The organism is Yinghuangia sp. YIM S10712 (assembly GCF_051388935.1).
Taxonomy (GTDB): Bacteria; Actinomycetota; Actinomycetes; order Streptomycetales; family Streptomycetaceae; genus Yinghuangia.
In genome coordinates, this window is sequence record NZ_JBPKBI010000004.1 from 314573 (window position 1) to 322942 (window position 8370).

Sequence of the window (8370 nt, forward strand, 5' to 3'; positions counted from 1 at the left end):
GGCGTCCCTCACCGGACGCCGGGGCGGCAGCACGTCCGAGCGCGGCAACCAGGCGTCCGCACATGCCGATTCGCCGTCATCTGCTGTTTCCCCCGCAGTCGCCCCGACCGCATCGGGCCACTGGTTGGCTCAATCAAGGTCCCACCGCAGGCAACGCTCCGTTTTCCCGGAAGGTTCCGCATGACCGCCATGCTCCCGGACGCTCCGACCGACTCGCCGCGACGCGTCGTCGTGCGGCGTACGCGCGTCGACCTGGCGTACCGATGGACCTCCCGTCTCGCGGCATGCACTGTGCTCGCGCTGCTGGGCGCGATCGGCTTCTATCTCATGCGCCGCGGTTACGACGCGATCGACGCGGCGGGCTGGTCGTTCTTCACCGAGGACAAGTGGTCTCCCACCGGGGGCGGCGAATTCGGTGTGCGCGGCCTGCTCATGGGCACGATCCTCGTGGCGCTCACCGCACTCCTGATCGCCGTTCCGATCGCGCTGACCGCGGCCCTCTACATCACCGAGTACGCCCCGGCCCGGCTGCGCCGTCCGCTCACCTCGATCGTGGACCTCATGGCCGCGGTACCCAGCATCGTGTACGGCCTCTTCGGATTCTTCCTCCTCCAGCCTCAGTTGATCCCGATGAGCGAGTGGCTGGCGGAGAACCTGAGCTTCATCCCGATCTTCGAGGTGCACAAACTCGAAGGCACCACCCGCTACATCGACGGCCAGTTCGCGTCGTCGCTGTTCATCTCCGGCGTCGTCGTGGCGTGCATGGTCATCCCGATCTGCTGCGCCGTCATGCGCGAAGTCTTCGCCCAGGCCCCGCCCGGTGAGAAGGAAGGCGCGCTCGCCCTCGGCGCGACGCGCTGGGGCGTGATCCGGACGGTCGTACTCCCCTTCGGACGCGGCGGCATCATCGGCGGAACGATGCTCGGCCTCGGCCGCGCACTCGGCGAGACCATCGCGGTGGCGATCGTGCTGTCCTTCAACACCGACTTCACGATCCGCATCCTGGAAGGCCAGGGCTCGACGATCTCGACGCTGATCATCCTGAAGTTCGGCGAGTCCGACGAATTCGCGCTCTCCGCGCTCATGGCCGCCGGTCTCGCGCTGTTCACGATGACCCTGCTCGTCAACGTCGTCGCCGGCCTGGTGATCTCCAAGTCCCGCAGTGGGGCCTCGACCGACATCTGACGCCAGTCCCTTGCCCCGCCCCGTCGCCCCGACCGATTCCGTTTGGAGTGGGAGACCCGCACCATGACGACCGTCACCGCGCCGAAGCCCGCCGCGCCACCGGACGACGAGCCCCTTCCGTCGCCCGAGCGCCGCGTCATGCTGCGGCAGATCTCGGCCGAAGAGGTCGGGGTGGCCGCTGCCTCGATGGTCGCCGCCGCGTCCTTCGCGTGGGTGCTCTACGGCCGCATCCTGCCGGTGTCGGGGTGGCAGGGCTACGTCATCACCGCCTACGTCTCCTTCCTGGGCCTCTACGGCCTCAGCACCTACCTGCGCACCGACGCCGTACAGGCCCGTGACCGCGTCGCGGGCGCGGTCGTGGCCACCGGGATCACCGCGCTGCTCGGCACGGTGGCGACGGTCATCGTCTACGTGTTCCAACGAGGCTTGGGCAACATCGATTTCGACTTCTTCACCGAGACACAGCAATCCTTCGGCGCCCTCAGCGGTTCGGACGTCGCTGTCGGTGCCGCGCACGCCATCGTCGGCACGCTTGAGCAAGTGGCGTTGGCCACGATCATGACCGTGCCGCTCGGCATCGCGACGGCCGTTTACCTCAACGAGGTTCGCGGGCGACTCGGACACGTCGTACGCATCGTGGTCGAGGCAATGAGCGCCCTGCCTTCCATCATCGCGGGCCTGTTCGTGTACGCCGTGGTGATCATCGGATTCGGCCAGGGCCGCAGCGGGTTCGCCGCATCCCTGGCGCTCGGCGTCATGATGCTGCCGATCGTCACCCGCACCACCGAAGTCGTCCTGCGCCTCGTGCCCGGCGGACTGCGCGAGGCGTCACTGGCACTGGGCGCGAGTGAGCTGCGCACGCTGTGGCACGTCGTGCTGCCGACCGCACGCAGCGGCCTCGCCACAGCGGTGATCCTCGGCATAGCCCGCGCGGTCGGGGAGACCTCGCCGGTCCTGCTCGTCGCCGGCGGCAGCACGCGCATGAACTGGAACCCGTTCGAGGGAGAGCAGGAGTCCCTGGTCTTCTTCATCTGGCGCAACATCAAGTCCCCTGACGACCAATTGAATTCCCTCGCCTTCGGGGCGGCGGTCGGGCTGGTCACCATCGTGCTCGCCCTGTTCGTGATCACCCGCGTCATCGCCGGCCGCGCGCCGGGCCAACTGAGCCGCCGCCGAAAGCGCCGCATCGCCCGCGAGGCAGCCTCGCGGTGAACCTCGCAGCAGTCCGCAACTCCCCGGGAGCTGACACCATGTCGACCAGCAAGTCCATACGCCGAAGTGCCACCAGGATGCTGCGCCTGGCCACGGCGCTGGGGCTCGGCGTCGTCATGACCGTGGCGTCCGCGCCGCCCGCGAACGCCGCCATGGAACCGATCTACGGCATGGGGTCCACATGGAGTGAACTGGCCGTCCAGCAGTGGATCGTCGACGTCGACCCCCGCGGCATCAAAGTCAACTACGGCGGTGGCGGCTCCACCGCCGGCCGTGCGGCGTTCCTCCAGAAGACCGTCGACTTCGCCGTCTCCGAGATCCCGTTCCAGCCGCCGTACCGCACGCCCAGCGGCGTCGTCGTCGACGAGCTGGAACAGGCGCGTTCCCGAGGCATCCAGTACGCCTACCTGCCGATCGTTGCGGGCGGCACCTCGTTCATGTACCACCTGAAAGTCGGCGGCAAGAAGATCACCAACCTCCGGCTTTCCGCGCCGAGCATCGCGAAGATCTTCACCGGCCAGATCAAGGTGTGGAACCACCCGGACATCAAGGCGGACAACCCGCACATCCCCGGCCTCCCGCCGAAGCCGATCATCCCGGTCGTACGATCCGACGGCTCGGGCACCAGCGCCCAGTTCACCGCGTACATGTCGCACGAGGCAAGAAACATCTGGACCAAGGGAATGACGTCCGACTTCCCCGCCCCCGATGGCGCCAAGGCCCAGTCGGGGTCGGACGGTGTCGCGAACTGGGTCGCGGCGGACTACGGCGACGGCGCGATCACCTACGTCGAGTACGCGTACGCGAAGCAGCGCAACTTCCCCGTGGCTTCGGTGAAAAACGTGTCGGGCAACTACGTGCAACCGACTTCGGACGCCGTGGCGATCGCCCTCACCGAAGCCCGGCTGAATCCGGACTCGACCCAGGAGCTGAGCGGCGTCTACCGCATGGCGGACCCGCGCGCCTATCCCGTGTCCAGCTACAGCTACATGATCGTGCCGACCGCCATGTCCGAGGGCTGGAAGTTCAACGCCTCGCGCGGCGAGACGCTCGGCCGGTACATCAAGTACTTCCTGTGCGACGGGCAGCAGAGGGTCGCCGGCATGGGCTACTCGCCGCTGCCCCCGCAGTTGGTGGCGTTCGGCTACGCGGCGCTAAGGAAGATCCCCGGTGCGCCGGACCCCGGTCCCATGCCCAAGAACCTGAACAACATCACCCAGGCCGAATACGAAGCCTGCCCCAACCCGACGTTCCAGCCCGGGTTCATCAAACCGATCGACCGGCAGGGCGGCACGTCGGGAGGTGCAACCGGCGGTTCGGGTACCGGCGGCGGTACCTCCGGCAGTTCGTCCGGCGGCAACAGCTCCGGCGGTCGCGGCACCACCGGTGGCGGCAACACCGGTGGCGCCACCGGCGGTTCGGCGGCAACGGGCGGCACCGGCGGCACGACCGGCGGCACGGGCGCCACAGGAGGCACCGGTGGAACCGGGGACGCCTCCTCGGGAACCACCGGAGACCCGGGCGCCGGCGGCGCCGTCAACGATGCCGGAGTCGCGTTCGACCCGGAGACCGGCGAGGCGTTGACCACCGGCGGCACGGCCGACGGCGGCGACACCGGTGGCAGTGGAGCACGCAACGCCGGGTCCACGGAACTCGACGGCCCGCCGGCGATCCCCGCGATCTGGCTGTACGTCCTCGCCATCGGCACCCTCGCACTCGCCGTTGGCGGCGGCCCCGCGTTGTACTCCCACCTCGACAAACGGCGTTCGGCATCAGGCCAACCGTGACGGTCGGCCTCTGAAAACGACCACCCCCTGTTTCATCGCCCCCGCATGTCGCATCACCCCGGCGCGCCCCCAACGCGCCATGCGGGCATGCCCGATCCGCGGTGTGCCTCGGTTCCACCCGAGAGGAAAACGACCATGAAGTTCCCCCGTACCCGCGCCCTCGTCGCCGCGTTGGTCCCGCTGGCCACTGTCGCCGCGCTCGCCGCGCCGACCGCGTCGGCGAACACCACGGCCGCACCGAAGCCGACCGTCACCGTGACCCCGAACTACGGTGCGGCAAACGGCGGTACGGCTGTCGCCAAGGCCAACGTGCCGTGTCCCGAGGGCAGTACGGCGTTCCGGTTCATGATCGCCGGTCCGAACGTTTCTCCGAGCCCGTTCGGTACCTCGCGGTTCGGCACCGCGCTGCCCGCGGACGGCATCCCGGACACCTCAGTGATCGGCGAGCGCACTCTGTTCCCGTCGAGCCGTCAGCCGGTGAACGGTGCCGCGTACACGCTTGACGCGGAGTGCATGGACGCCGCGAGCAACATCACCAAGCTGGCCACGACCACGGTCAAGGTCAACGAGGGCGTCTGGACCACTCTGACGCCGGTGGTCTACGCGCTGCCCACCAAGATCGGCGCGCTGCGCATCTCGTTGGTCGCGTTCACCGGCTTCGCCGGCGGTGAGGCTGTCACGGGCGCGCTGCGCGCGGCCGACGGCACGACCGTTCCGGTGACGCTTCAACCGCAGGGCACCGACGCGCAGGGCCGCGGCGCGGCGCTGCTCCAGGTCCCGGCTTCGGTCGCGGACGGCTCGTACACCCTCGTGGTGACGGGCTCGGCCTCCAAGGCCGTCGCTGAGATCCCGGTGACGCTCGACACGACTCGCGTCTGGTGGTAATCCGTCCCGCCGCCTGACCGCGGCGGACGTCCGGCGCCGCCCGGCGATGCGTGCCTCACTCCGCACGCCGGGCGGCATCGCCCCGCACGACCTGGCGCCAAAGGCCCCCATCCAACTCACACTTCGGAAGTCGTCATGCTGCTGGTACGAATGCTCGGTGCCGCCGGGGCGGTCCTGCTCACGGCGTCGCTCACCACCGCGTCATCGGTGTCGGCCGAAGAGCCCGCACCGACCGCGAAGTTCGTCCTCGACCCCACGACCGGACAGATCCCGGTCGGCGGCGGCGGGACTCCCTCACCCGGAACCGGTGCGACGATCAGCTTCGACACCCCGTGCCCGGAAACGCACCGCTACCGGTTCCGCATCCAGCTCGTCAACGCAGACGAGAGCCAGATAAAGTCCGCTTTGTTCAACAGGCCGGCCGCGGACGGATCGGTCACGACCGAGCCCGGCTTCAACTTCTGGGCCAAGGCATCCGTCATACCGGCGGACGGCGAGGAATGGCAGTTGCGTCTGCTGTGCTACGACCCGCAGTCCGTCCCCATACAGTGGGCAACGGCGACGCTCCGTGTGAGCGGCACGACGTGGACCGCGGAGACCGCTCCGGAGTACCACCCCGAAATGCGGCTGCCTCTCATGGCCAAGTCTGGTGAGTCCTTCGCCCTCCAGGTCGATGGTTTCCGGGCGAACGAGCCGGTGGCCATCGCGGTCCGACCGGAGGCCGACGGCACCGCGGTACCGACGCCGGTCGCGACGGTCACCACCAACGGCGTCGGCCACTTCGAGGGGCCCGTGACCGTGCCCGCGACTCTGACGACGGGCAGGTACCGGTTCATCGCCACGGGGCAGCAGTCGGCGGCCTTGGTGGAGGGCTCCATGAGTGTGGCAGGCACCACGTTCGGCATGACGCTGACGCCGCAGAACATGAAGCTGGACGAGCAGACCACGCTGGCGCTGACGGGCTTCCAGAGCGGCGAACAGGTCGAAGTCACCTTGTCGCAGGACAGCAGCCAGTGGTCCGCCGTCTGGCAGACGGTGACAACGGACGCCCAGGGGGCCTTCTCGCAGACGTTGTCGCTGCCGGCCGGTACGCCCCTGAACAGCGTCGGCGTCACCGCAACGGGCAAGTCCTCCCAGGCGGTGGCGACACTCACTCTGGGCGTTCTTCCCGCCACCACCACCCCGCCCACCAGCCCGCCCCCCACGAGCAAGCCCCCCACCAGCCAACCTCCCACGAGCCGGCCCCCGACGTCGGGGGACCCCACCGACACCGGCTCCCCCAGCCCCACGGACACCGGCTCCGGCACGCCCACTCCGACCGACACCTCGACGACCCCGGGCGGCGGTGACAGCGGCGGTTCCGCCGGGGGGGCCGACAGCGGCGGCGGCAGCGGCGGGTCCGACGTCAAGGGCGGCGGCGGTCTCGCCAGTACGGGCGCGTTCTTCGACCCGCGCTTCCTCGGCACGCTGGGCGCGGTCGTGATGGCCGGCAGCGGCGCGGTCTGGTACCGGTTCCGGCAGCGTCCGCCGATGCCGGAGGCCGAAGTCGCCGACTGAGGCGCGCGGTTCACAGCTCGACGGGGGGCGGCCGAAACGGCCGCAGCCCGTCGGCGTCTCACGGGTCGCCGGTGACGCCGGTCAACGCCTGTGGGGGGCTGTCGCCTCGCCGGCCCGGCATTCCTGACCGCACCGCGGCGGCGCCTGCCGCGCACAGGGCGGTGACTCCCCCGAGCTTCGGGCGCCTGCCGCCTCCCGCTCCCGCCGCCCCGCCGCCCCCGCCTACTCACGCCTACTCACGCCCGGTGAACCGCGCGAACGCCACGACGTTCCCCGAGTAGCCGTCGTCCTTGTCGTACGTGCCGCCGCAGGTGATCACCCGCAGTTCGGGCACGCCCGTACCGCCGTAGACGCGTTCGGCGGGGAACTCCTTCTTGCTGAACACCTGCACCCCGTACACGGTGAACACCGCCGTGCTGCCGTCTTCGCGTGCGATGCGGATCGTGGCGCCCTTGCGGAGGGTCCCCAGGTCGTAGAACACGGCCGGACCGGCGGGGACGTCCACGTGGCCGACGATCACGGACGTGCCGACGACGCCCGGTGTCGGGGAGCCCTCGTACCAGGCTGCGAGGTTGCGTTCGCTCGACGGGGGCGCGTCGATCCACCCCTTGTCGGTGAGGCCCACCCGGCTGAGCTTGGCGTAGACGCCGATGCTGCGGATCTCGATCACCATCGGCGACGAGGGCCGCATCGGCTCCGGGCCGGTGACCGTCGGGGTCGGCAGCGGAGGCGGAGGCGGGGTCTCGGTGCCCGGCGGAGCGCCGGGCGGCACCTGGCCGGCCGGTGGCGGTGCGGCGGTCGGGCCCGGGGCGACAGGCGAGCGTTCGGCGGCCGGGGTGGCGAGCGGCACCGGGTCGGGACTCGCCGCGGCTGCGGGCTGCGGCGGACCGCCTCTGGGCTGCATGCCGTCGGCGGTGACGACGATGCCGGCGAGGATCGCCGCGAGCACCGCCGCGACGGTCAACAGCCTTCCGCGCCGGGTGAGTTGGACCGGTTGACCGGTGCGCGCGGCCAGGGTGCGTCTGCGCGGCGCGGAGTGCCTGCGTCCCGGCGGACTCTTCCTCGGTGGCGTCGTCGGACGCCGGGTCCCGGCGGCGTGGTGCCGGGCCCGGACGCGGTGGTGCGCGTTGCCGCCGGACCGTCGCGGGGACCGTCGGCGCGATGACCCTGCGGACCGGCGGCGCTTGCGGGTGCGGTCGGTACGGCTGCCGTCTCCGCGCGAGGACGGCCGTTCGTCGGTCCTGTGCCGGCGCGGCCTCGGCTGTTCGCGAGGGTTGTCGCCTTCCGTGCGGCGGTCGTCGGCCCGGTCCGCCGAGCGTTCGCGGCCGTCCCGTGCGGAACGCCGGTCGGATGCCGGGCGGGCTGTGGAACGCCCGGACGATCTGCGGCGGTCGCCCGTGCCGCGTCGATCGGATGTCAATTCGCCACCTCCGTCACCGAACCGCACCGACCCGACAAAGCGAGTCGGCCGCCGGATCCCCGTCCGGCGGCCGTTCGCACGTACCGGACCCCGCGCATCCCCGTGCGCAGTGGTCCGGCGTCTTCGCGGCTGCCCGGCGCGTGTCGGAGACATCCCGCCGGATCAGGCCGCTCGGGCCTCCCGGGTAACGCCGTGCCGTCGGGCGCGGCGGCACGGCACCGCGATGCGGCACCTGGGGAGGCCCGCCCGGGTCCGCGGCGTCGGACGACGCGGACCCGGCGCGGGGTCTCGGACACGCTCCGAGGCGGGCGGGGGGGGGGGGGG

6 protein-coding genes are annotated in these 8370 nt (G+C 70.8%); 5 read left to right on the plus strand and 1 reads right to left on the minus strand.

Going from position 1 to position 8370, the window contains the following annotated elements; genetic code table 11:
• The first annotated feature begins 180 nt into the window (after positions 1-180).
• The 5 genes from pstC to ACRX5W_RS13400 all read left to right on the plus strand — a co-directional run bounded on the left by pstC (position 181) and on the right by ACRX5W_RS13400 (position 6626).
• Positions 181-1185: a phosphate ABC transporter permease subunit PstC gene (gene pstC / locus ACRX5W_RS13380; protein ID WP_436788290.1), complete on the plus strand. Its 1005-nt coding sequence runs from the start codon at positions 181-183 to the stop codon at positions 1183-1185.
• A gap of 63 nt (positions 1186-1248) precedes the next feature.
• Positions 1249-2397, plus strand: coding sequence for a phosphate ABC transporter permease PstA (gene pstA, locus ACRX5W_RS13385; RefSeq protein ID WP_436788291.1), 1149 nt, complete (start codon positions 1249-1251; stop codon positions 2395-2397).
• Between the two features lie 38 nt (positions 2398-2435).
• Entirely contained in the window at positions 2436-4184 is a 1749-nt protein-coding gene (locus tag ACRX5W_RS13390) for a phosphate ABC transporter substrate-binding protein PstS (protein ID WP_436788292.1), read from the plus strand.
• 135 nt (positions 4185-4319) lie between these two features.
• Positions 4320-5069: a hypothetical protein gene (locus tag ACRX5W_RS13395; protein WP_436788293.1), complete on the plus strand. Its 750-nt coding sequence runs from the start codon at positions 4320-4322 to the stop codon at positions 5067-5069.
• A gap of 135 nt (positions 5070-5204) precedes the next feature.
• A complete protein-coding gene (locus ACRX5W_RS13400; protein ID WP_436788294.1) occupies positions 5205-6626 on the plus strand; it encodes a hypothetical protein in 1422 nt (473 codons plus the stop codon).
• A gap of 232 nt (positions 6627-6858) precedes the next feature.
• Here the strand turns inward: ACRX5W_RS13400 and ACRX5W_RS13405 are convergent, their stop codons facing one another.
• A complete protein-coding gene (locus tag ACRX5W_RS13405; RefSeq protein WP_436788295.1) occupies positions 6859-7590 on the minus strand; it encodes a class F sortase in 732 nt (243 codons plus the stop codon).
• Between the last annotated feature and the right edge of the window lie 780 nt (positions 7591-8370).